Raw genomic sequence first — 26,162 nt, forward strand, 5'->3', positions numbered from 1 at the left:
ACGGAGTTGAGCACAGTGGCGGATGACGACAAGCTCGTCGAATATCTCAAGCGGGTCACCGCGGACCTGAAGCGGACCCGGCAGCGGGTGCAGGAGCTGGAGGCGGGCGCCGCCGAACCGATCGCCGTCGTCTCCATGGGCTGCCGCTTCGCCGGCGGCATCGTCTCCCCGGAGGACCTCTGGGAGGTCGTCCGGGGCGGCGACGACGCCATCGCGGGGTGGCCCACCGACCGCGGCTGGCGCACCGACCACCTGACCGGCTCCTTCCGCCGGGCCGGCGGCTTCCTCGGCGACGCCGCCGGATTCGACGCCGGGCTGTTCGGCATCTCCCCCCGCGAGGCGCTGGCGATGGACCCCCAGCAGCGGCTGCTGCTGGAGACCTCCTGGGAGACCCTGGAGCGGGCCGGCCTCGACCCCACCGCGCTGCGCGGCACCGACGGCGGCGTGTTCATCGGCATGGCCGACCAGAAGTACGGCCCCCGCGGCGCCGAAGAGCTCGACGAGGTCAAGGGCCTGGTGCTGACCGGCACCACCAGCAGCGTCGCCTCCGGCCGGATCGCCTACTCGCTGGGCCTCCAGGGGCCCGCGATCACCATCGACACCGCCTGCTCCTCCTCCCTGGTCGCCCTGCACCTCGCCGTACGCGCGCTGCGCTCGGGGGAGTGCTCCTTCGCGCTGGTCGGCGGCGCCGCGGTGATGGCGGAGGCCCAGCTGTTCGCCGAGATAGCCGAGCAGGGCGGCATGGCCGGCGACGGCCGCTGCAAGGCCTTCGCCGCGGCCGCGGACGGCACCGGCTGGGGCGAGGGCGTCGGCGTCGTCCTCCTGCACCGCCTGTCCGCCGCCCGCGAGGCGGGTCTGCCCGTCCTGGCGACGATCCGCGGCAGCGCCGTCAACCAGGACGGCGCCTCCAACGGCCTGACCGCGCCCAGCGGGCCCGCCCAGCGCCGCGTCATCCGCAAGGCGCTCGACGACGCCCAGCTCAGCGTCGGCCAGGTCGACGCGGTCGAGGCACACGGCACCGGAACCCGGCTCGGCGACCCCATCGAGGCGCAGGCCCTGCTGGCCACCTACGGCCAGGACCGGGTCGGCGCCGAGCCGCTCTGGCTCGGCTCCGTCAAGTCCAACATCGGCCACACCCAGGCCGCGGCCGGTATGGCGGGCCTCATCAAGATGGTGCTGGCGATGCGGCACGGAGTGCTGCCGCGCACCCTGCACGTCGACGAACCGACGCCCCAGGTCGACTGGTCGGCCGGCGCCGTACGGCTGCTGACCGAGGAGCAGGAGTGGCCGAGCACCGGCCGGCCGCGCCGCGCGGCCGTCTCCTCCTTCGGCGTCAGCGGGACCAACGCGCACGTCGTCCTCGAGCACGACCCCGCCGCCGACCCCGCCCCCGAACCGGCCGCCGACCCGTCCCCGAGCGCACCCGTCCCGTGGCCGGTGTCGGCCGCGAGCGAGGAGGCGCTGCGCGCCCAGGCCCGTCGGCTGCACCGGCACCTCGCCGACCGGCCGGGACACGCGCCGCTGGACGTCGCCTGGTCGCTCGCCGCCGGCCGCGCCCGGCTCGCCCACCGCGCGGTCGTGCTCGGCGGCGACCGGGACGAACTCCTCGCCGGCCTGGCGGGACTCGGCGCCGGACAGGCCCACCCCCGCGTCGTACGGGGCCGGACCGCGCCGACCGGGCCCGTCGCCTTCCTCTTCACCGGACAGGGCGCGCAACGGGCCGGCGTCGGACGCGAACTGTACGAGGCGTTCCCCGTGTTCGCCCGGGCCTTCGACGAGGTGCGCGAGCGGCTCGACCCGCAGCTCGCCCACCCGCTGGACGACATCCTCGACGGGCGGGTCGTGGACGGGCTGCCGCTGATCAGGCAGAGCGGATACGCGCTCGCCGTGGTGTTCGCGCTGGAGGTGGCGCTGTTCCGGCTCGTCGAACAGGCCGGCGTCACCCCCGACTTCGTCCTCGGGCACTCCACAGGCGAACTCGCCGCGGCGCACTGCGCCGGAGTGCTCTCCCTGGACGACGCCTGCACCCTCGTCGCCGCCCGCGGCCGGCTCCTGCAGACGCTGCGCACCGACGGCGCGACGGTCGCCGTGGAGACCTCCGAGGACGAGCTGGCCGAGCTCATCGCGCAGGCCGACGTCGGCGACCGGGCGACCATCGCCGTGATCAACGGGCCCCGTGCCGTGGTGGTCTCCGGCGACGCCGACGCCGTCGAACGGGTCGTGGGGCTCTGCGAGGAACGCGGGCGCAAGACCCGCAGGCTCGCCATCAGCCACGCCGCGCACTCCGTTCACATGGAACCGATGCTGGAGCCGCTGCGGCAGGTCGCCGAGGGGCTGGAGCACCATCGGCCGCGCATCCCCTTCGTGTCCAACCTGACCGGAGCCCCCCTCGACCCCGAGACGACCGACTGGCCCGAGTACTGGGCACGGCAGGTCCGCGAGACCGTGCGGTTCCACGACGGCGTCCGCTGGCTGGCCGCCCGGTCGGTCAGCGCCTGCCTCGAACTGGGCCCCGGCGGCGCGCTCGTCGCGATGGCCCGCGAAGGCCTCGGCGACCCGGGCCGGGATGTGGCGCTGGTGCCCACGCTTCAGCATGAGCGGCCCGAGGCGGACACCTTCCTGACCGCGCTGGCCGAACTGCACGTGCACGGCGTGCCCGTCGACTGGGCGGCGACCGTGGGCGCCCGCGGCGGCGTCCGCGCCGAACTGCCCACCTACGCCTTCCAGCGCGAGCAGTACTGGCTGTCCGCCGCCCCCGTGACCCCGCGCACCGACGGAGGGGCCGACGAGGCCGGACGCGTACGCCTCCACGTCGGCTGGACGCCGGTCACCGGCCTCGACGCCGGCGCCCGCCCGGCCGGCCCCTGGCTGGTCGTCGCCCCCGACGGCGCCGACGGCCCCGAGACGGCCGAAGCCCTCGGCGAGCGGACGATCCTGCTCACCGCCCGTCCCGGCGAGGACAGGACCGCCCTCGCCGAACGCCTCCGGGTCGTGCTGCCCGCCGACCGGCCCCTCGCGGGCGTCCTCGCGCTGCCCGCCCGGTCCGGCGACCCGCTCGAAACGGCCCTGACCCTGTGGCAGGCCCTCGCCGACGCCGGAGTGCGCGCCCCGCTGTGGTACGCGACCAGGGGCGCGGTCTCCGTCGACACGGAACCTGCCCCCGGCACGGCCCAGTCCCCCCTGTGGGGTCTCGGCCGCCTGCTGCACTCCGCCGGCGTCCTGGACCTGCCCGCCGATCTCGACGCCCGCACCCTGCGGATGCTCGCGGCCGTGCTCGCGGCGCCCGGCGACAGCGACGAACTCGCCGTACGGCCCACCGGGGTGTACGCCCGCAAGCTGCTGCCCGCGCAGCGACCCCGCCGCCGCACGGAGCCCACCGCGGGCACCGCCCTGATCACCGGCGACATCGAGGGCGTGACCCCGGAGCTGCTGCGGTACCTGTCCGCCGACGGCGCCCGCGAACTCGTCCTCGCGCACCGCCCCGGCGCGTCCGTCCCCGACGCCGCCGTGCTGGACGCCGCGGGCTGCCCGTGCACCCTCACCGAGTGGGACCCCGACTCCGGGCGCGCACCGGTGGACCCCGCCGCGGTGACCGCGGTCGCCCACCTCAGCGGCATCGACCCGGCCGGCCCGTCCACGGTCGACGACCTCGCCCCGGCCGACCTCGCCCGCGCCGTCCAGGACCGGCTGCGCACCGTCGCCCGGCTCGAAGAGCTGTTCCTCGACACGGACCTCGACGCGTTCGTCCTGCTGTCCACCGTCGCCGGGACCTGGGGCGGCACCGAGGACGTCGTCCACACCCTCGCGCACGCGGCCCTGGAGTCCCTCGCCGCCCGCCGCAGGCTCGCCGGCCGGAGCGGCGCCTGCGTCGCCTGGGGCCCCTGGGCAAGCACCTCTGGCCGCGGAACCTCGCCGATCCCCGGTCTGCTTCCGCTGCCCGCCCCGCTCGCGCTGGCCGCGCTCGCCGACGCGCTCGACGCCGACGAGGCCGTGCACGCCGTCGCGGACGTCGACTGGGAGCTGTTCCACCCGGTCCTCACCGGCCGCGGGCCCCGTCCGCTCGTCGCCGACCTGCCCGCGGTCCGGGCGCTGCCCGTGCCCGAGCCGGCCGAGGTGATGCCGGCTCCGGCCGCGGACCGCGCACATCAGCTGCTGGAGATGGTCCGGGCGCAGGCCGCCGCCGTGCTCGGCCACGCCGGCGCCGACGCCGTCGACCCCCTGAGCACCTTCCGCGACCTCGGCTTCGAATCCCTCGCGGCCGTACGGTTCCGGGACCGGATCGCCGCCGAGACCGGGCTGCGGCTGCCCGCCACCCTCGTCTTCGACCACCCCACCGCGACCGCGGTCGCCGAACACCTGCTGGCCGAACTGTCCGGGATCCGGCGCAGCGAGGACGCCGCCACGCCCACGGCCGACCACGACGACCCGATCGCCATCGTCGGCATGGCCTGCCGCTACCCCGGTGGCGTGCACGACCCCGAGGACCTGTGGGACCTCGTCCACTCGGGGCGCGACGGCGTCGGCGACTTCCCCGCCGACCGGGGCTGGGACCTCTCCGCCCTGCGCCGCTCCGAGCCGGACCTCGCCCTGAAGGGCGGATTCCTGCCCGACGCGGCCGACTTCGACGCGGCCTTCTTCGGCATCTCCCCCCGCGAGGCGACCGCCATGGACCCCCAGCAGCGGCTGCTGCTCGAAGTGTCCTGGGAAGCCCTGGAAGGCGCCGGGCTGGCCCCGGCCGCCCTGCGCGGCAGCCGCACCGGGGTCTTCGCCGGCGCCGCGGGCTCCGACTACGGCGTGGTCCTGGCCGGCGCGCCGGAGGCCGAGGGATACCTGAGCACCGGCACCGCCGCCAGCGTCATCTCCGGCCGCGTCGCGTACGCCCTCGGCCTGCACGGTCCCGCGGTCACCGTCGACACGGCGTGCTCCTCGTCGCTGGTCGCCCTGCACATGGCGGTGGGCGCCCTGCACCGGGGCGAGTGCGACCTCGCGCTCGCCACCGGAGTCTCCGTCATCTCCACGCCCGGCGCGTTCGTCGACTTCGGTCGGCAGAACGGACTGGCCCGGGACGGCCGCTGCAAGGCCTTCGCCGCGACCGCCGACGGCACCAACTGGTCCGAGGGCGTGGGCGTCCTGGTGGTGGAGCGGCTCTCCGACGCCCAGCGCAACGGGCATCGCGTGCTGGCCACGATCCGGGGCAGCGCCATCAACTCCGACGGCGCGTCCAACGGGCTCTCCGCGCCCAACGGCGGCGCACAGCAGCGGGTGATCAGGCAGGCGCTGGCCACCGCCGGACTGTCCGCCACGGACGTCGACGCCGTGGAGGCGCACGGCACCGGCACCACGCTCGGCGACCCGATCGAGGCACAGGCCCTGCTGGCCACCTACGGACGCGACCGGTCCGAGGAACAGCCGCTGTGGCTGGGCTCGCTGAAGTCGAACATCGGGCACAGCGGTGCGGCGGCCGGCGTCGGCGGCGTGATCAAGATGGTGCAGGCCATGCGGAACGGCGTCCTGCCGCAGACGCTGCACGTCGACGAGCCGACCCCCGAGGTCGACTGGACGGCCGGCAGCGTCGAACTCCTCACCGCCAACCGCGCCTGGCCCGAGACCGGCCGGCCCCGCCGCGCGGGCGTCTCCGCCTTCGGCGTCAGCGGCACCAACGCGCACGTCGTGCTGGAACAGGGACCGCTCCCCGCCGCCCCGGCCGAGGAGCGGCCCGCCGCCGACCCCGCCGCCGCGCGGGGCGGGACCGCCGTGCCGTGGCTGCTGTCCGCCCGGACGCCGGAGGCGCTGCGCGCCCAGGCCGAGCGGCTCGCCGTCCAGGTCGCCGAGCGGGAACCGTCCGTCGCCGAGGTGGGGCACGCCCTGCTCACCTCCCGTTCCGACTTCGAGCAGCGGGCCGTCGTGCTGGGCACGGAACACGGCGCGCTCCTCGACGCGCTGCGCGCGGTCGCGGCGGGGCGGCCCGCCGACGGCGCCGTCACCGGCACCGCCCGCCAGGCCGGCCGGGGCCCGGTCCTCGTCTTCCCCGGGCAAGGCGGGCAGTGGCCCGGCATGGCCGCCGAACTCCTCGACGCCTCACCGGAGTTCGCCGCCCGCTGGGCCGAGTGCGACCGCGCCCTGGAGCCGTACACCGGCTTCTCCGTGACCGAACTCGTCCGCTCGGGCACACCGCTGGAACGGGTCGACGTCGTCCAGCCGGTGCTGTTCGCGGTCATGGTGTCGCTGGCGGCGCTGTGGCGCTCGTACGGGGTGGTGCCCGCCGCGGTCGCCGGACACTCCCAGGGTGAGATCGCCGCGGCCTGCGTCGCCGGGGCGCTGTCCCTGGACGACGCGGCCCGGGTGGTCGCCCTGCGCGCGAAGGCGCTGCTCGCGCTCGTCGGCGAGGGCGGCATGGTCTCCGTCGGCGTCCCGCTCGCCGAGGCCGAACAGTGGCTCCCCCGCTGGCAGGACAGGATCTCCGTGGCGGCCGTGAACGGCCCCTCCTCGGTGGTGTTCTCCGGCGAGCCCGCCGCACTGGAGGAACTGCTGGCGCACGCCCGCGCCGAGGGCGCCCGCGCCCGGCGGATCGACGTGGACTACGCCTCGCACTCGGCGCAGGTCGAACGGATCGAGGACGAGATCCTGGCCGCCCTCGGCCCGGTCCGCCCCGGCCCCGCAGCCATCCCCTTCTTCTCCACCGTCACCGCCGACTGGCAGGACACCACCGGCCTCGACGCCGCCTACTGGTACCGCAACCTGCGCGAGCCGGTGCTCCTCGAACCGTCCGTCACCGCCCTCGTCGAACAGGGCTACGACGTGTTCGTCGAGGTCAGCCCGCACCCGGTGCTCGGCGCCGCGCTCACCGAGACCGCGGAGCGCGCCGCCGCCGACCCGGTGGTGACCGGCACCCTGCGCCGCGACGACGGCGGACTCGGGCGCCTGCACACCGCGCTGGCCGAACTGTGGGCGCACGGTGTCCCCGTCGACTTCACACCCGCCTTCGACACCGTCGACGGCCCGCCCCTGGAGCTGCCCCGCTACCCCTTCCAGCGCACCCGCTACTGGCCGGCGCCCCGGCCGTCCGCCGCTGCCGACCCCCAGGACGAGCGTTTCTGGCAGGCCGTCGACCAGCAGGACCTGCCCGCCCTCGCGGGCACCCTCGGCCTGTCCGACGAACAACCGCTGCGCGCCGTCGTGCCGGCCCTGTCCGCCTGGCGGCGCGGCCGCAGGGAACAGGCCGTCATCGACTCCTGGCGCTACCGCGTCGCCTGGCACCGGCTGCCCGAACCCGAGCCCGCGTCGCCCACCCTGCCCGGCACCTGGCTGCTGGTCGCGCCGGACGGCACGGCGGACGCCCCCGCCGCCCTCGCCGCCACCCGGACCCTGCGGGAACTCGCGGACGAACTGGTGGTGCTGAGCGTCGACTCCGCGGCGGACCACACCGCCCTGGCCACCGCGGTGCGCGCCGCACTCGGCGACGCCGAACCGGCCGGAGTGCTCTCCCTGACCGCCACCGACGGAACACCGCACCCGCAGCGGCCCGTCGTCCCCGCCGGAGCGGCACTCAGCCTCGCCCTGCTGCGGGCGCTCGCCGACGCCTCGGTCACCGCACCGCTGTGGTGCCTGACCCACGGCGCCGTCGCCACCGACGACGACGCCGCGCCCGCCCACCCCGAGCAGGCGGCCGTATGGGCCCTGGGCCGGGTCGCCGCGCTCGAGTCCCCGCACACCTGGGGCGGCCTCGTCGACCTGCCCGACACCTTCGACGACACCACGGCGGGCCGGCTCGCCGCGGTCCTCACCGGCTCGCACGGCGAGGACCAGGTGGCCCTGCGCCCCTCCGGCGCGTTCGGCCGTCGTCTGGTGCACGCCACTCCCCGCCCCGCCGCGGGCTGGCGGCCGCACGGCACCGTGCTGATCACCGGCGGCACCGGGGCGCTCGGCGGGCGGGTCGCCCGATGGCTGGCCCGCGAGGGCGCCGAGCACCTCGTCCTCACCAGCCGGCGCGGCGCCCTCGCGCCCGGCGCGGACGAACTCGCCGACGAACTGGGCGCGCTCGGCGTCCGGGTGAGCCTGCTCTCCTGCGACCTCGCCGACCCGGAGCAGGTGGCCGCGATGGTCGCCGAGGCCCAGCGCGCCGGGGACCGGATCGGCGCCGTCGTGCACACGGCCGGCGCCGGCGGACTCGGACCGCTCGTCGAGGCGGGCCTGGACGACCTGGCCGAGGCGATGGCCGCGAAGGTGGCCGGCATCGCGAACCTCGAAGCGGCCCTGGACCCCGGCCAGCTCGACGCCGTCGTCTACTTCTCCTCCATCAGCGCCTCCTGGGGCGCCGGCAACCACGGCGTCTACGCCGCGGCCAACGGGGTGCTCGACGCCCGGGCCGAGGCCCGCAGCGCGGCCGGCGTGCACACCGTGTCCCTCGCCTGGGCGCCCTGGGCCGGCGGCGGCATGGCCGACGACCCGATCTTCGACACCCTCTCCCGCAAGGGCCTGCCGCTCGTCGATCCGGACCTCGCGGTCTCCGCGCTCGCCGCGGTGCTGGCGGAGGGCGAGTCGTCGATGCTGCTGGTCGACGTCGACTGGACTCTGTTCACCCCGCAGTTCACCTTCGAACGGCCCAGCCGGCTGCTGGACGAACTGCCCGAAGCCCGGCTGGAGACGGAGGCCGCCGCACCGGACGCCGCGGCCCCGCCGCTCGCCCTGCGGCTGGCCGCACTGTCGGGCCCCAAGCGCTCGGCCGCACTGCGCGAGCTGGTGCGCGAGCAGGCGGCGTCGGTCCTCGGCCATGACGACGCGCAGTCCGTGGACCCCGCCCGGCCGCTCAAGGACCTGGGCTTCGACTCGCTCACCGCGGTCGAACTGCGCAACCGGCTCAGCACCGCCACCGGCCTCAAACTGCCGGCCACCGTCGTCTTCGACCACCCGACCATCGCCGAACTGGCCCAGGTCCTGGCCCGCGGGCTGGACACCGGCGGCACCGACCGGCGGGCCGAACCGGCCACCGTCGTACGGGTCGACCAGGACGAACCGATCGCCATCGTCGCCATGGCCTGCCGCTACCCCGGCGACATCGCCTCCGCCGAGGACCTCTGGCAGGCCGTCCGCGACGAGACGGACCTGATCACCGCGTTCCCCGCCGACCGGGGCTGGGACCTCGACCGGCTCCTCGACAGCGACCCCGACCGGCAGGGCGCCAGCTACGTCGACCACGGCGGATTCCTGCACGACGCCGCCCTGTTCGACCCCGGCTTCTTCGGCATCTCGCCCCGCGAGGCCCAGGCCATGGACCCGCAGCACCGGCTGCTCCTGGAAACCACCTGGGAGGCACTGGAGCGCGCGGGCATCGCCCCGAAGTCGCTGCACGGCAGCCGGACCGGGGTGTACGTCGGGATGACCGACCAGGCCTACGGCACCCGACTGCGCGGCGCCGCCGACGGCATGGAGGGCTACCTGGTCAGCGCCTCCTCCAACATCGCCTCCGGCCGGATCTCCTACTCGCTCGGCCTCCAGGGCCCCGCGCTCACCGTGGACACGGCCTGCTCCTCCTCACTGGTGGCCCTGCACCTGGCCGCGCAGGCGCTGCGCGACGGCGAGTGCGATCTGGCGGTCGCGGGCGGCGCCACCGTCATGCCGGACCCCACCTCCTTCGTGGCCTTCAGCAGGCAGCGCGGACTCGCCGAGAACGGCCGCTGCAAGCCGTTCGCCGCCGCCGCGGACGGGTTCGCCCTCGGCGAGGGCGCCGGCGTGCTGCTGGTGGAGCGGCTCTCCGACGCCCGCCGCCTCGGCCACCCCGTGCTGGCCCTGGTCCGCGGCAGCGCCGTGAACCAGGACGGCGCGTCCAACGGGCTCACCGCGCCCAACGGCCCCGCCCAGGAGCGCGTCATCCGGCAGGCGCTGGTCAACGCCGGGCTGTCCGCCGCCGAGGTGGACGCCGTCGAGGCGCACGGCACCGGCACCACCCTCGGCGACCCGATCGAGGCACAGGCCCTGCTGGCCACCTACGGACAGGAACGCCCCGACGGCCGTCCGCTCTGGCTCGGCTCGGTCAAGTCCAACATCGGGCACAGCCAGGCCGCCGCCGGGGTCGCCGGAGTCATCAAGATGGTGCAGGCCATGCGGCACGAACTGCTGCCGCGCACCCTGCACGTCGACGCCCCCAGCCCGCACGTCGACTGGACCTCGGGAGCGGTGGAACTCCTCGTCGAGGCCCGGCCCTGGGACAGCGCCGGCACACCCCGCCGCTCCGCGGTCTCCGCCTTCGGCATCAGCGGCACCAACGCGCACGTCATCCTGGAGGAAGCGCCCGCCGAGCCCGCCGAGCCCGTTCGGCCCCCGGCGGAGACACCGGCCGGGACCGGCCTCCCCGTGCCGCTCGTGCTGTCCGCCCGCACCCGGGAGGCGCTGCCCGAGCAGGCCGCCCGGCTCGCCGCCGTGCTGGACGAGGGCGGAGCCGAGGTCGCCGACCTCGCCTACTCCCTGGCCACCACCCGCGGTGTCCTGGACCGCGCCGCGGTCGTCGTCGCCGCCGACCCGGACGAACTGCGCCGAAGCCTGGCCGACCTGACCGCGCACGCCGTCGCCGAGGACCGCGCCGACGGCGGGCTCGCCTTCCTCTTCACCGGACAGGGCGCCCAGCGGGCCGGCATGGGCCGGGAGCTGTACGCCGCGTTCCCGGTCTTCGCCGCCGCCTTCGACGAGGTGTGCGACGCGCTCGACCGGCATCTGCCGCGCCCGCTGCGCACGGTCGTCCTCGCCGAACCCGGCACGTCCGACGCCGAGTCGATCGACCGGACCCTCTACACCCAGACCGGCTTGTTCGCCTTCGAGGTGGCGCTGTTCCGGCTGCTGGAGCACTGGGGCGTACGGCCCGACGCCGTGCTCGGTCACTCGGTCGGCGAACTGGCCGCCGCGCACGTGGCCGGCGTCTGGTCGATCGCCGACGCGGCCCGGGTGATCGCCGCCCGGGCCCGGCTGATGCAGGAACTGCCCGAGGGCGGCGCGATGCTGTCCGTCGCCGCCGCCGAGGACGAGGTGGCCGCGCTGCTCGGCGACGCCTTCGCCGAGGTCGCCGTCGCCGCCGTCAACGGCCCGGCCGCGATCGTGCTGTCCGGCGCCGAGGAGGCCGTCACGGCCGCCGAGGCGCGGCTCGCCGAGGCCGGGCTGCGCACCAAGCGGCTCAGCGTGAGCCATGCCTTCCACTCGCCCCTGATGGAGCCGATGCTCGCCGCGTACGAGCGCGAACTGGCCGGCGTCGCCTACGCCGAGCCCGAGCTCACCGTCATCTCCAACCTGACCGGCGAGCCCGCCACCCCCGGACAGCTGTGCGACCCGGCGTACTGGGTCCGGCAGGTACGGCAGCCGGTGCGGTTCGCGGACGGGGTGCGAAGCCTCCTCGACGACGGCGTGACGACCTTCCTGGAACTGGGCCCGCACGGCGTGCTGACCGCCATGGCCGAGGAGTCCGCCGCCGACCGCGCCACCGGCATCGCCGCCCAGCGCCGGGACCGCGACGAGGTGAGGACCCTGCTCAGCGCGCTCGGCAGGCTGCACGTGCGCACCGGACGCGTCGACTGGGCCGCCTGCTTCGACGGCACCGGAGCCCGCCGCGTCGACCTGCCCACCTACGCCTTCCAGCACCGGCGGTACTGGCTCGACGCACCCACCGGCGGCGCCGAGGCGCTGGCCGGCGCGGGGCTGGCGGGCACCGGCCATCCGCTGCTCACCGCGGCCGTTCCGCTGCCCCACACGGGCGGCCACCTCTTCGGCGGCAGCCTGCCCGACACCGGCGCCGGCGTCGGCGACCTCCTCGACCTGGTGCTGTGGGCGGGCGGCGGTCTCGGCTGCGACCGGATCGCCGCACTCGACGTCGACACCGCCGTTTCCGGCGCCCCACGGACACCGCTGCAACTGGTGGTGACGGCGCCGGACGACGACGGCGACCGCGACTTCGCCCTCCACCTGGGGGCCGGCTCCGGTGAGACGGGTGAGGAGTCCTGGACCCGGATCGCCTCCGGTGTGCTCGGCCGGGCGGCCGCCCGGCCGACGTCCGCACCGGATCCCGCCGGCGGCGAGGACGAACTGGTCGCCGAGCTCGCACTGACCGAGCAGGAGGCGGCCGACGCCGACCGCCACGGACTGCACCCGCAGTTGCTGACCGGACTGACCGATCTGATCGCCGAACTGGCGGCCGGGGAACCCGTCCACTTCGCCGGCGTCACCCGGTACGCCACCGGCGCCACCGAACTGCGCGCCCACCTGACCCGCTCCGGCCCCGACACCGTCACCGTGCTGCTGTCGGACCCGGCGGGCGAACCGGTGCTCACGATGGACCGGGTCCGGGTGCGCCGGGTCGGCTCCGCCGAACGCACGACCCCGACCACTGCCGCCGGGCTCTACCGGCTGACCTGGACGCCCGTGCCGGCCACGGACCCCGGACCGGCCACGACCTGGGCCGTGGTGGGCACCGCCGCGGAGGCCCTCGCCAAGGCCCTCGCCGAGCGGGGCGCCGACGTGGAGACCCACCAGAACCTCGCCTCCCTCGACCGCCCGGTGGACCTCGTCGTCCTGTCCGTGGACACCGAACCCGGCGACCCCGTCGAGTCCGTACGGCACACCGCGCACCGCACCCTGGAGCAGGTCAAGGAACTGCTCGCGGACGGCCGATCGGCCGGCGCCAGGTTCGTCCTCGTCACCAGGGCGGCCACCGCCACCGGGGACGCCACCCCGGTCGACCCGGCGCAGGCGGCGGCCCGTGGGCTGCTGCTGTCCGCACAGGTGGAGAACCCGGACCGGTTCGTCCTGGTCGACCTCGGAACCCGGGACGCCGACGCCGACCTGCTGGCCGCGGCCGTCGCCACCGCCCTGGCCGAGGACGAGCCCCAACTCGCCGTACGCGACGGCCGGTTGCTCATCCCCCGGCTCGCCCGGGTGACGGAACGACCCGAGTCCGGCGCCGCGCCGGCCGACGCGTCCGGCACGGTGCTGGTCACCGGCGCGAGCGGCGGCATCGGCACCGAGATCGTGCGGCATCTGGCGAGCGCCCACGGCGTCCGTCGGCTGCTGCTGCTCAGCCGGAAGGGGCCGGACGACCCACGCGCCGCCGAACTGCTCCGGGAACTCGCCGGGTTCGGCGCCGAGGCGAACCTCGTCGCCTGCGACACCGCCGACCGCGCGGCCCTCGCGGCCGTCCTCGCCGACGTCCCGGCCGAGCACCCGGTGACCGCCGTCGTGCACATCGCCGGAGTCGTCGACGACGGCGTGCTCACCACGCTCACACCCGAACGGGTCGACACCGTGCTGCGGCCCAAGGTCGACGCGGCACAGCACCTGCACGAACTGACCGCCGGACTGGAACTGACCCACTTCGTGCTCTTCTCCTCCGGAGTCGGCACGTTCGGCGGAGCCGGACAGGCCAACTACGCGGCCGCCAACGCCTTCCTGGACGCCCTCGCCCACCGCAGGCGGGCGGTCGGCCTCCCGGCGACCTCGCTCGCCTGGGGCCTGTGGGAGACCGCGGCCGGCATGTCCGCCGGACTCTCCGACGTCGACCGACGGCGGATGGCCCAGGCAGGAGTCCTCGCGCTCACCCCGCGCCAGGGCCTCGCACTGTTCGACGCGGCCTGGCAGTCCGACGCCGTCACCCTCGTCCCGATGGGCCTGGACCCGGCCGTACTGCGCCGCAAGGCGGCCGGATCGACCCTGCCCGCCGCGTTCCGCGGACTGGTCCGCATGCCGTTGCGACGGGCCGCGGCGGCCGGTGCGCGGACCGGGGAGACCTTCGCGCAGCAACTGGCCGGACAGTCCGGGAGCGGACGCCGCAAGCTGCTCCTCGAGCTGATCCAGCGGCAGGTGGCCACCGTGCTCGACTACTCCGCCGACACGCCCGTCGACCCCAAACTCCCCTTCCGGGAGCTGGGATTCGACTCGCTCACCGCGGTCGAGCTGCGCAACGCGCTGATCGCCGAGACCGGCGTCCGGCTCTCCGCCGCGCTGGTCTTCGACCACCCCACGGCGACCGCGCTCGCCGAACACCTGGAAGGCAAGGTGCTGGCATCCGTCGCCGGGGCGCCGCTGCCGGTGCTCGCCCAGCTCGACCACCTGGAGGCCGCGCTCGCGGGAGGGCCCGCCAAGGCCGCCGACCGCGAACAGATCGCCGCCCGGCTGCGCGCCCTGGCCGCCGCCTGGAGCACCGACGGGCGCGCCCCCGACGACGCCGACGGAGCGGACGTCACCAGCAAGCTCGATTCCGCCACGGATGAAGAGCTTTTCGACTTCATCAACGTGGAACTCGGAGAGGACTGAGCCCGATGGCCAACGAGCAGCAGCTGCGTGACTACCTCAAGCGGGTCAGCGCGGACCTGCACAAAACCCGCCGACGCGTCACCGAACTGGAGTCCCGCAGCGCCGAGCCCATCGCGATCGTCGGCATGGCCTGCCGCTACCCCGGCGGGGTGACCTCGCCCGAGGACCTGTGGCGGCTGGTGGCGGACGGGACCGACGCCGTCGGCCCCTTCCCCACCGACCGCGGCTGGGACCTGGACGCCCTGCACCACCCCGACCCCGACCACCCGGGCGCCTGCTACGCCCGCGAGGGCGGGTTCGTCGACGACATCGCCTCGTTCGACGCGGCCTTCTTCGGCATCTCCCCGCGCGAGGCCCAGGCCATGGACCCCCAGCAGCGGCTGCTCCTGGAGACCTCCTGGGAGGCGCTGGAACAGGCCGGCCTCGACATCCAGGCGCTGCGCGGCAGCCGCACCGGAGTGTTCGCCGGAATCAACCAGCAGGACTACGGCACCCTGCTGGCCGCCTCCCGGGACGGGCTGGACGCCCACGGCGGCACCGGCACCTCCAACAGCGTGCTGTCCGGCCGGATCTCCTACGTCCTGGGCCTGGAGGGACCCGCGGTCACCGTCGACACCGCCTGCTCCTCCTCCCTGGTGGCCCTGCACCTGGCCGCCCAGGCCCTGCGGGGCGGCGAGTGCGACCTGGCCCTGGCCGGCGGCGCGACCACACTGTCCACCGAGGCGGTCCACGTCGCCCTGTCCGCGCAGCGGGCGCTGTCGCCCGACGGCCGCTCCAAGGCGTTCTCGGCGGCGGCCGACGGCGCCGGCTGGAGCGAGGGCGTCGGCGTCCTCGCCGTCGAGCGGCTCTCCGACGCCCGCCGCCACGGGCACCGCGTGCTCGCCGTGCTGCGCGGCTCGGCCGTCAACCAGGACGGCGCCTCCAACGGCCTCACCGCGCCCAACGGCCCCTCCCAGCAGCGGGTCATCCGGCAGGCGCTGGCCAACGCGGGCGTGTCACCGGGCGAGGTGGACCTGCTCGAGGCGCACGGCACCGGCACCAGCCTCGGCGACCCCATCGAGGCCGACGCGCTGCTGGCCACCTACGGCCGGGCCAAGGCCGCCGACCGGCCGCTGTGGCTGGGCTCGCTGAAGTCGAACATCGGGCACAGCGGGGCCGCGGCCGGCGTCGGCGGTGTGATCAAGGCCGTGCAGGCGCTGCGCCGCCGCGTCCTGCCGAAGACCCTGCACGCCGGGGAGCCCACCCCGAACGTCGACTGGTCGGCCGGCGCCGTCGAACTCCTCGACGAGGCCCGCGACTGGCCCGCCTCCGACACACCCCGCCTGGCCGCCGTCTCCGCCTTCGGCATCAGCGGCACCAACGCACACGTCATCCTCGAAGAGGCCCCCGAGCAGGAGCACGACGAGGCACCGGCGACGGCCGCCCTTCCGCTGCTGCCCTGGGTGCTCTCCGCGCGCGGCGAGCCCGCGCTGCGCGCCCAGGCCCGCGCCCTGCACGCCCACCTGCTGGCCCGGCCGGAGACGAGCGACGCCGACGTGGCGCTCTCCCTCGCCACCACCCGCACCGGCCTGGAGCACCGGGCCGCGGTGCTCGCCGCCGACCGGGACGGCTTCCTCGACGCCCTGGACGCGCTCGCCGCCGACCGCCCGGCCGAAGGCGTGCTGCGCGGCAGCCCCGCCGAGGGCAAGGTCGTCTTCGTCTTCCCCGGTCAGGGCTCCCAGTGGACCGGCATGGCCCGCGAACTCCTCGACGCCTCCCCGGTGTTCGCGGCCAAGGCCGCCGAATGCGCGTCGGCGATCGAGGAGTTCGTGGACTGGAACCTCCTCGACGTGCTGCGCGACGAGCCCGGCGCCGCCTCCATGGACCGCATCGAGGTCATCCAGCCCGTCCTGTTCACCGTCATGGTGTCGCTGGCCGAGCTGTGGCGGTCCTACGGCGTGCAGCCCGACGCCGTCGTCGGCGGCTCGCAGGGCGAGGTCGCCGCCGCCCACGTGGCCGGCGGCCTCAGCCTGACGGACGCGGCCCGGGTGATCTGCCTGCGCAGCCGACTGCTGGCGGACACACTCGTCGGCAAGGGCGCCGTGGCCTCCGTGGCACTGCCCGCCGACGAGGTCCGCGAGCGCCTGACCCGCTGGGCGGACCGGCTGTCCGTGGCCGGCGTCAACGGCCCCCGGATCGTCGCCGTCGCCGGGGACTCCGAGGCGCTGGAGGAGTTCGTCGCCGAGTGCACCCGCGAACAGGTGCGCGCCAGGATCGTCGCCGCCACCGTGCCGTCGCACTGCCCGCTCGTCGACCCGCTGCGCGAGCGGATGCTGGAGCTCCTGGCTCCCGTGCGCCCTCGCTCCGGGACCGTGCCGCTGTACTCGACGATGACCGGCGGTCTCATCGACACCGCGACCATGGACGCCGACTACTGGTACGACAACACCCGCGGACCCGTCCTCTTCGAACCGGTCGTCCGCGCCCTGCTCGACGACGGCCACAGCGCGTTCGTCGAGTGCAGCGCCCATCCGGTGCTCGCCATGGGCGTCGAGCAGACCGTCGACGCCACCGGCGCGCCCGGCGTCGTCGTGGAGTCCCTGCGCCGTGACGAGGGCGGCCTCGGCCGGATGCTGACCTCGCTCGCCAAGGCGCACCTCGGCGGTGTCCGCGTCGACTGGACCGCGGTGTTCGCGGGCACCGGCGCCCGCACCGTCGAACTGCCCACCTATGCCTTCCAGCGCACCCGGTACTGGGCCGAGGCCGCCGACCGCACCGGCGACGTCGGCTCCGTCGGCCTGTCCTCGGTCGACCACCCGCTGCTCGGCGCCCTGGTCCGGCTGGCCGACGGCGACGGCGCGGTCCTCACCGGCCGGCTGTCCCTGACCGCCCAGCGCTGGCTGGCCGGACACGGCGTCGCCGACCGGATCATCTTTCCCGGCACCGGCTTCGTGGAGCTGGCCGTCCTCGCCGGCGACCAGGTCGGCTGCGGGCGGATCGAGGAACTCACCCTGCACACCCCGCTCGTCGTGCCCGCCACCGGAGGAGTCGTCGTCCAGGCGCTCGTCGAGGCGCCCGACGAGTCCGGCGCCCGCCAGATCTCCGTCCACTCCCGGCCCGACGACGCCACCGCCGACACCGTCTGGACCCGGCACGCCTCCGGCCTCCTCGCCCCCGATGCGGCCGACACGACCGAGGCGCCCGAGGGCCTCGGCGGTGTCTGGCCGCCCGAGGGCGCCGAGGCCGTGGACATCGCCGGCCTCTACGACCGGATGGCCGCCGCCGGATACCGGTACGGGCCCGAGTTCCGCGGCCTGAGCCGGGTGTGGCACCTCGACGGCGAGATCTACGCCGAGGTGGCCCTGCCCGCCGACCAGCACTCCACGGCGCAGCGCTTCGGCCTGCACCCCGCCCTCTTCGACGCCGCCCTGCACTCCATGTTCACCTGGGACGGCGACGACGGCGGCGGAGTCGGCATGCCGTTCTCCTGGGCCGGAGTGCGGCTGCACGCCACCGGCTGCGCCCGGCTGCGGGTACGGCTCGCCCGGCGCGGCGACAGCGAGTTCACGCTCACCGTCGCCGACGAGGCCGGCGACCCCGTCGTCTCGGTCGACTCCCTCGTGGTCCGCCGGATGACCGAGGCCGCGCTGAACACCGTCCGCACCGACACCCTGCACCTGCTCGACTGGAAGACCGTGCGGACGGACGAGACGACGACCGCGACCCGGCGGGTCCTGCTGGGCGCCGACCCGCTCGGCCTCGCCGCCGCCCTGCCCGGCGCCGAGCGCGTCGCCGACGTGGCCGAACTCGCCGCGCTCGTGGCCGCGGACACCGGCGCGGTCACCGCGCTGCTGTCGGTCGCCGGCGACCCGGGCGCACCGGCCGTCGAACGGCTCGGCGATCCGGTCGTCGACGCCGTGGCACTGCTCCAGGCCTGGATCGCCGACGAACGGCTCGACGACGCCCGGCTCGTCGTGGTCACCCGCGGCGCGGTCGCCACCGCGCCCGGCGAGGACGTCACCGACCTCGCCGCGGCCGGCGTCTGGGGCCTGCTGCGCTCCGCCCAGAACGAGCACCCCGGACGCTTCGCCCTCCTCGACCTCGACACCACCGACGAGTCGAGCGCCGCGCTCGGCCCGGCGCTGGACTCCCCGCAGGAGCAACTCGCCCTGCGCGCAGGCGTGTCGCGCGGCCCGAGCCTGACCCGCTGGGACCCGGCCGGCACCATCCTGCCGCCGGCCGGGGAGAGCGCCTGGCTGCTGGAGAACACCCGGCCCGGCACCATCGAGGGCCTGACGGCCGTCGCCCGCCCGGAGCTGCTCGGCCCGCTCGAACCCCGGCAGGTACGGATCGCCGTCCGCGCCGCCGGCATCAACTTCAAGGACGTCGTCGTCGCCCTCGACCTGGTGCCCGGACTGACCGGGATCGGCGGGGAGATCGCCGGCGTCGTCACCGGCGTCGGCGCGGACGTCACCCACCACCGGGTCGGCGACCGGGTGTTCGGCCTGTCCACCGAGGTCTTCGGCCCGGTGACCGTCGCCGACGAACGCACCGTCCACCGCATTCCCGAAGGCTGGACGTTCGAAGAGGCCGCGTCGGTCTCCGTCGCCTATATGACCGCGTACTACGGACTCGTCGACCTCGGCGGGCTGCGCCCCGGGCAGAACGTCCTCGTGCACGCCGGGGCCGGCGGCGTCGGCAGCGCCGCCGTCCAGCTCGCCCGCCACCTCGGCGCCGACGTCTACGCCACGGCCAGCCCCGGCAAGTGGGACACCCTGCGCGCCCACGGCCTGGACGGCGCGCACATCGCCAACTCGCGCACCCTCGACTTCGAGCAGTGGTTCCTGCAGTCCACCGACGGCCACGGCATGGACATCGTCCTCGACTGTCTGGCCGGGGAGTTCGTCGACGCGGGCCTCAGGCTGCTGCCGCGCGGCGGACGCTTCCTGGAGATGGGCAAGACCGACAAACGCGACCCCGCCGCCGTCGCCGCCGCCCACCCGGGCGTCGCCTACCAGGCGTACGACCTGCCCGAGGCCGGGCTCGACCGCATCCACGAGATGCTGACCACCCTCACCGAACTGTTCGAGAGCGGCGTCCTGCGGCCCCCGCACCTCAACACCTGGGACATCCGCGACGCCCGCGCCGCCTTCCGCGCGCTGAGCCAGGCCGCGCTCGTCGGCAAGGCCGTCCTCACCCTCCCCGGCGACCCGTTCCCCGCCCACGGCACCGTCCTGATCACCGGCGGCACCGGCATGATCGGCACGCTCCTCGCCCGCCACCTGGTCACCGAACACGGCGTGCGCAGCCTGCTGCTCACCAGCCGACGCGGCCCCGAAGCCCCGGGCGCCGCCGAACTCGCCGCGGAGCTCACCGAGGCCGGCGCCCAGGTCACCCTCGCCGCCTGCGACATCGCCGACCGCGGTCAACTCGCCGCCCTGCTCGCGGACATCCCCGCCGACCGCCCGCTCACCGCCGTCCTGCACACCGCCGGCGCCCTGGACGACGGCCTCATCGAGTCCCTGACCGCCGAACGCGTCCGGGAGGTGCTGCGCCCCAAGGTGGCCGGCGCGCTCAACCTGCACGAACTCACCCGCGACCGCGACCTGGGCGCCTTCGTGCTGTTCTCGTCCATGGCGGGCACCATGGGCGCCCCCGGCCAGGCCAACTACGCGGCCGCCAACGTGATGCTCGACGCCCTCGCCTCCCACCGGCGCGCCCAGGGGCTGCCCGGACTCTCCCTCGCCTGGGGCTTCTGGGCCCAGCGCAGCGAGATGTCCGGCCACCTCGACGACCGCGACATGCAGCGCCTGAGCCGCGGCGGCATCGTGCCCATGACCAGCGAAGAAGGGCTCGCCGCGTTCGACCTGGCGTGCCGCACCGACCGCGCCCAGTTCGTCCCCGCCAAGCTCAACCCCGCCGCCCTCGCCGGGACCACCGGCCGCATCCCGCCCATCATGCGGGCGCTGGTGCCCACGGCGGCCCGCCGGACCGGACGCCGCTCCGTGGACGCCGACAGCGGCTCGCTGCGCGAGCGGCTGATCCCGCTCACCGGCACCGAACGGATGCGGATCCTGCTCCAGCTGGTCCGTTCGCACGCGGCGACCGTCCTCGGGCACGCCGACCCGGACGCCGTCGGCTCCACCGCGCCGTTCCGCGAGCTCGGCTTCGACTCGCTGACCGCCGTGGAGTTCCGCAACCGGCTCACCGGCGCCGTCGGCTTCCGGCTGCCCGTCACCGTGGTCTTCGACCACCCGACCCCCGGCGAGCTCGCCGACTTCCTCGCCGCCGAACTCCTCGACGGCCTCGACGAGCCCACGACCGCCCCCGCCGCCCGCACCACCCCGGCCGCCGTCGCCCGCACCGACGACGACCCCCTCGTCATCGTCGGCATGGCCTGCCGCTACCCGGGCGGCGTCAGCTCCCCGGAAGACCTCTGGAACCTCTGCCTGGAGGAACGGGACGCCATCGCCGGCTTCCCGGCCGACCGCGGCTGGAGCGACACCGCGCCCGCCGACGGCTCCGTGCCCCAGCAGGGCGGATTCATCGACCGGGTCGCCGACTTCGACCCCGGGTTCTTCGGCATCTCCCCCCGCGAGGCCCTCACCATGGACCCCCAGCAGCGGCTGCTGCTCGAGACCTCCTGGGAAGCCCTCGAACGCGCCGGCATCGCCCCCGCGCGCCTGCGCGGCAGCCGTACCGGCGTCTTCGTCGGCGCCGCCGCCTCCGGGTACACCAGCCTGTTCCGGCGCGGCTCACAGGCCCTCGCCGGATACGGCGTGACCGGCGCCGCCACCAGCGTGGTCTCCGGCCGCGTGGCCTATGTGCTCGGCCTGGAGGGGCCCGCCGTCACGGTGGACACGGCCTGCTCCTCCTCCCTGGTCGCCCTGCACACCGCCGCCCAGTCGCTGCGCGACGGCGACTGCGATCTCGCCCTCGTCGGCGGCGTCGCCGTGCTGACCAGCCCGTTCCTCTTCGACGACTTCGCCAAGCAGGGCGGACTCTCGCCCGACGGCCGCTGCAAGGCCTTCGCGGCCGGCGCCGACGGCACCGGCTGGGCCGAGGGCACCGGCATGGTCCTCCTCGAACGGCTCTCCGACGCCCGCCGCCACGGCCGCCAGGTGCTCGCGGTGCTCCGCGGCAGCGCCGTCAACCAGGACGGCGCGTCCAACGGCCTCACCGCGCCCAACGGCCCCTCCCAGCAGCGCGTCATCCGCCAGGCCCTGGAGCGGGCCGGGCTGACCCCCGCCGACGTCGACGCCGTCGAGGCGCACGGCACCGGCACCACCCTCGGCGACCCCATCGAGGCCCAGGCCATCCTCGCCGCCTACGGACGCGACCGGGACCCGGAGCGGCCGCTGCTGCTCGGCTCCCTGAAGTCCAACATCGGGCACAGCCAGGCCGCCGCCGGCATCGGCGGAGTCATCAAGACCGTGCAGGCCCTGCGGCACGGCGTGCTGCCCCGCACCCTGCACATCGACGAGCCCACCCCGCACGTCGACTGGAGCGAGGGCGCCGTCGACCTGCTCACCGAGACCCGTCCCTGGCCCGACACGGGCCGACCCCGCCGGGCCGGGGTGTCCTCCTTCGGCGTCAGCGGCACCAACGCCCACGTCATCCTCGAACAGGCCGCCGAACCCGAGCCCGCAGCCGCCACCGACCAGACCCCCCTGCCCGTCACCCCGTGGCTGCTGTCCGGGCACGACGAACCCGCCCTGCGCGCCCAGGCCGAGACCCTCCTGACCTGGCTGCAGGACCGGCCGCAGGGCTCCGTCACCGACATCGGCCACGCGCTCGCCACCCGGCGCGCCGCCCTCGAACACCGGGCCGCACTGCCCGTCACCGACCGGGCGCAGGCACTCACCGCGCTCGCCGGGCTCGCCGCCGGACACACCCCCGAAGGGCTGCTGCACGGCACCGCGGGCGAGGGCGGTCTCGCCCTGCTGTTCGCCGGACAGGGCTCCCAGCGACCCGGCATGGGACGCGAACTGCACGCGGCGTTCCCCGCGTTCGCCCGCGCCTTCGACGAGGCCTGCGCCCACCTGGACCCGCTGCTCGGACGGCCGCTGCGCGACACCGTGTTCACCGCCGAGGCCGCCGAACTCGACCGCACCGCACTCACCCAGCCCGCCCTGTTCGCCCTGGAAACGGCCCTGTTCCGGCTGCTCGCCTCCTGGGGCGTGACCCCCGACTACGTCCTCGGCCACTCCGTCGGCGAGATCGCCGCCGCCCATGTGGCGGGCGCCCTGGACCTCGCCGACGCCGCCCGGCTCGTCGTCGCCCGCGGCCGGCTCATGCAGGCCCTCCCGGCCGGCGGCGCCATGCTCGCCGTCCAGACCGGGGAGACGGAGGCGCTCGCCGCACTCGCCGAGGTGCTCGGCGACCACGCAGGCAGCGTGGACCTCGGCGCCGTCAACGGCCCCCGCTCGGTGGTGTTCTCCGGCACGACCGAAGCCGTGGAGGCGCTCGCCGCGCACTTCACCGCCGAGGGCCGCCGCATCCGGCGGCTCGACGTGAGCCACGCCTTCCACTCGCCGCTCATGGAACCCATGCTCGCGGAGTTCGGCGAACTGGTCGCCGGACTGGACTTCGCCGCGCCCCACATTCCGGTCGTCTCCAACCTCACCGGAGCCGTCCTCGGCGCCGACGAGATCGCCGACCCCCGGTACTGGGTACGGCACGCCCGCCACACGGTCCGCTTCGCCGACGGCGTCGCCGCCCTCGCGGACGCGGGCGTCACCGGATTCCTGGAACTGGGCCCGGACGCCACCCTCACCACGATGGCCGAGGACTGCTTCGACACCGCCCCCGCCGGCGTGTGCACCTCGCTCCTGCGCCGCGACGGATCCGAACCGGCCACCCTGCTGACCGCCCTGGCCCGCGCCCATGTGCACGGCGTCACCGTCGACTGGGACGCCGTCTTCGCCGACGCCGACGCCCGCTGGGCCGACCTGCCCACCTACTCCTTCCAACGGGCCCCCTACTGGCCCGCCGAATCCACCGCCGACCGCGGCGACCTCTCCGCCGCCGGCCTCGACGACACCGGGCACCCGCTGCTCGGCGCGATGGTCAGCGCCGCCTCCGGCGGCGACGTCCTGTTCACCGGCGAACTCTCCCTGGCCGCCCAGCCCTGGCTGGCCGACCACCGCATCCTGGACGCCGTCCTGTTCCCCGGCACCGGCTTCCTCGAACTCGCCCTCTGGGCGGGCAGCCGCCTGGACACCGGCGAGCTGGAGGAACTCGTCGTCCACCGCCCGCTGATCCTGCCCGAGCACGGCGGCGTCACCGTCCAGGTCGTCGTCGGCGAGACCACGGACGACGACCACCGGCCGGTTGCCGTCTACTCCCGCCCCGCGGGAGCCGCCGACTGGACCCGGCACGCCGAGGGCCGGCTGGCGGCCGGTCCGGTCGCCCACCCCGAAGCCCCGCCGGTCCTGTGGCCGCCGCAGGGCGCCGAACCCGTCCCGCTCGACGCGTTCTACGCGGACCTGGCCGCCGCCGGCACCGCCTACGGGCCGGTGTTCCAGGGCCTGACCGCCGCCTGGCGGCACGGCGACGAGGTCTACGCCGAGGTCACGCTGCCCGCGCAGGCGGCCGACGACGCCCCGGCTTTCGGCGTCCACCCCGCCCTGCTGGACGCCGCCCTGCACACACTCGCCTTCCTGCCCACCGCCGACCGCGGCAACGGCCCGTTCCTGCCGTTCGCCTGGCGCGACGTCGCCGTGCCCGCGCCCGGCGCCACCGCCTGCCGGATCCGCCTCGCCGCGGGCCCCGGCGCCGACGAGGTCATCGCCACCCTCTGGGACGGCGACGGACGCCCCCTCGTCTCCGTCGGCGGCCTCAGCCTGCGCGCCGTCTCCCGCGCCCAACTCGGCTCGTCCGCGGCCGCGTCCTCCCTGTTCCGCATGGACTGGACGCCCGCCACCCGCCCGGAGACCGCGGGCGCCCCGACCGTCCGCTGGGCCCTGCTCGGCCCCGAGGCCCCCCAGGACCCCGAGATCGACCACTACCCGGACCTCGCCGCCCTGCGCCGGCACCTCGCCGACGGCGGCGCGGCCCCCGACCAGGTCCTCCTGGCCTGCGCCCCGACCACCGCCGCCGTCGACCCGACGGCCGCCCGCACCGCCGTGCACACCGCCCTGGACACCCTGCGCACCTGGGTCGAGGACGAGCACTTCGTCAAGAGCCGACTCGTGCTGTGCACCCGCGGCGCGGTCGAGGCCCTGCCCGGCGAAGGCATCGGCGACCTGGCCCACAGCGCCACCTGGGGCCTGGCCCGCAGCGCCCAACTCGAACACCCCGACCGCCTGGTCCTGGTCGACCTGGACCCCGACACCGCCCTCGAAGACCTCACCCGGTCCCAGATCCTGGCCCGCACCGAGACCACCGAGGCCGCCCAGTTCGCGATCCGCGGCGACCTGACCCTCGTCCCGGCCCTCGCCCGCCACACCGACCAGGAGACCGCCACGACCGGCGCCGCCCCGGCCGACCCCTGGCCGACCGAGGGCACCACCCTCATCACCGGCGCAGGCGGAATGATCGGCGGACTCCTCGCCCGCCACCTGGTCACCGAACACGGCGTACGCCACCTCCTGCTCCTCGGCCGCCGCGGCGAGGAGACCCCCGGCATGGCCGAACTCCGCAGCGAACTCGCCGAGTCGGGAGCCGACGTCCACACAGCCGCCTGCGACGCCGCCGACCGCGAAGCCCTGGCCGCCGTACTCGACCGGATCCCGGCCACCGCACCCCTGACGGCCGTCGTGCACGCCGCCGGCGTCGTCGACGACGGCATGCTCGGCACCCTCACCGCCGAACAGGTCGACCGGGTGCTCCGCCCCAAGATCGACGCCGTGGCGAACCTGCACGACCTCACCGCCCCGCTCGGCCTGCGCGCCTTCGTCGTCTGCTCCTCCCTCGCCGGCGCCCTCGGCGGCGGCGGACAGTCCGCCTACGCGGCCGCCAACGCCTACCTCGACGCCCTGTGCCTGCGCCGACGGGCCGACGGCCTGCCCGCCCTCTCGCTCGCCTGGGGCCCCTGGGAGAGCAGCGCCGGCATGACCGCCCAGCTCGCCGCCGCCGACCTGCGCCGCATCTCCCGCGCGGGCATGCTGCCCCTGACCCCCGACGACGGACTCGCCCTCTTCGACGCGGCGCACACCAGCGGCGCACCCGTGCTGCTGCCCTTCCGCTTCGAACCCGGCGGCCTGTCCGCCACCGACCGCGCCGCCCTGCCCGCCGCCCTGCGCGGCCTGGCGCCCGCACCCCGACGCCGCACCGACCCCGGCGCCGGCCTCACCGGGCTCCGCGACCGGCTGCGCCCGCTGTCCCCGGACGACCGGGTCGGCGCCCTGGAGAACCTCGTCCGCACCGAGGTCGCCTCGGTCCTCGCCCTGCCGTCGGCGGAGGCGGTACCGGTCACCAAGGCGTTCAAGAGCCTCGGCTTCGACTCCCTGATGGCCGTCGACCTCCGCAACCGGCTCAGCGCCCTCACCGGCGTACGGCTCTCCGCGACCCTCGTCTTCGACCACCCCAACCCCCGGGCGCTGGCCGCCCGTCTGCTCACCGGCATGGAACTGGACACCGCCACCGCCACCGACCCCGCCCTCGACGCCCTGCGCGAACTGGAGACCGCGCTCCGCTCGACGGCCCCCGCCGCTGAGGACCGAGGAGCGCTGACCACCCGGCTACGGGTGCTCCTGGCGGCCCTGGAGGAGACCGCGGAAGCCACCGACGCCGATCGCGAGGACGACGACGTCGACCTCGACTCGGTGAGCGCCGAGGAGCTCGTCACCCTGCTCGGCGACGAGTTCGGCCTGTCCTGAAACACGGCCCCTACCCGGGCCGACGGGCCCCGAACTTAGGGGTGTTCGCGGTCCTGATCTGGGGCCGGGATCCAG

The 26,162-nt window shown here is 75.7% G+C and carries 2 protein-coding genes; both read left to right on the forward strand.

What is annotated here, in order from left to right:
• Nucleotides 1-15: 15 nt before the first annotated feature.
• The gene (locus tag ABZ725_RS04710; protein ID WP_358801282.1) at nt 16-14,286 is read left to right on the forward strand and encodes a type I polyketide synthase; all 14,271 of its coding nucleotides are present in this window, start codon (nt 16-18) and stop codon (nt 14,284-14,286) included.
• Between the two features lie 5 nt (nt 14,287-14,291).
• Nucleotides 14,292-26,087, forward strand: coding sequence for an SDR family NAD(P)-dependent oxidoreductase (locus ABZ725_RS04715; protein ID WP_358801283.1), 11,796 nt, complete (start codon nt 14,292-14,294; stop codon nt 26,085-26,087).
• Nucleotides 26,088-26,162 lie beyond the last annotated feature (75 nt).

This window comes from Streptomyces sp. NPDC006872 (assembly GCF_040635845.1).
Taxonomy (GTDB): domain Bacteria; phylum Actinomycetota; class Actinomycetes; order Streptomycetales; family Streptomycetaceae; genus Streptomyces.

Excerpts from the sequence above, each read along its gene's own strand:
- ABZ725_RS04715 (WP_358801283.1), top strand. The coding sequence starts at position 14,292 with ATGGCCAACGAGCAGCAGCTGCGTGACTACCTCAAGCGGGTCAGCGCG.